Source organism: Allobosea sp. 05T422_2 (assembly GCF_056396265.1).
Genome location: NZ_JBFTLD010000528.1, coordinates 1 through 1,092 on the forward strand (window position 1 = coordinate 1; position 1,092 = coordinate 1,092).

The 1,092-nt window shown below is 62.6% G+C and carries 1 protein-coding gene; it reads right to left on the reverse strand.

Features of this window, described 5'->3' with window-relative positions:
- Positions 1 to 1,092, reverse strand: a 1,092-nt coding sequence (locus tag AC1DJT_RS36865) for a CTP synthase (protein ID WP_476836080.1), incomplete at both ends; no start/stop codon positions are given.

The following is a 1,092-nucleotide window of genomic DNA, read 5'->3' on the forward strand; positions in this document are numbered from 1 at the left end:
CCGTAAATCTCGGCGATCTTCGAGCCAGGGGCCAGCTTTGAGGCGTAGGCGCCGAGCCGCATCGTGCCGCCCAGATCGCCACCGGCCGCACGCATCTCGAGATCGTTGCCGCGCATCCATTCGGTCATCAGGCCGACGACAGGCTCCTCGGTGGGGCCGAACTCGGTCGAATTGGCCTTCTCGATCTGAGCGAGCGAACGAGCTGCCTCGATCACCGCCATCTGCATGCCGAAGCAGATGCCGAAATAGGGAACCTTGCGCTGCCTGGCGAAGGTCGCCGCCTTGATCTTGCCCTCGGCACCGCGATGTCCGAAGCCGCCGGGAACCAGGATGCCGTGGACATGCTCCAGGAAGGGAGCCGGGTCTTCCTTCTCGAAGACCTCCGATTCGATCCAGTCGAGATTGACCTTGACCCGGTTGGCGATGCCGCCGTGCATCAGGGCCTCGATGAGGGACTTATAGGCGTCCTTCATGCCGGTGTATTTGCCGACGATGGCGATCGTGACTTCGCCCTCGGGATTCTTCACGCGCTCGGAAATGCGCCGCCAGTTGCTCAGGTCGGGCGCTTCGCCGGCGTCCAGGCCGAACGCCGCCAGAACCTCGGTGTCGAGCCCTTCGGCATGATAGGACAGCGGCACGTCATAGATCGAAGCAACGTCCCGGGCCTCGATCACCGCGGTTTCGCGGACATTGCAGAACAAAGCGAGCTTGCGGCGTTCCTCACGCGGGATTTCGCGGTCGGTGCGGCAGAGCAGGATATCGGCCTGGATGCCGATCGAACGCAGCTCCGCAACCGAATGCTGGGTCGGCTTCGTCTTCAGTTCTCCGGCCGTCGGGATATAGGGCAGCAGCGTGAGATGCGTGAAGATGCACTGGCCGCGCGGCAGCTGCTGGCTGATCTGGCGAATGGATTCGAGGAAGGGCAGGCTCTCGATGTCGCCGACCGTGCCGCCGATCTCGACCAGCGTGAAGTCATAGTCTTCATTGCCGGTGAGGACGAATTCCTTGATGGCATTGGTGACGTGCGGAACGACCTGGATCGTCGCACCGAGATAGTCACCCCGGCGCTCCTTGGTCAGGATGTCCATATAG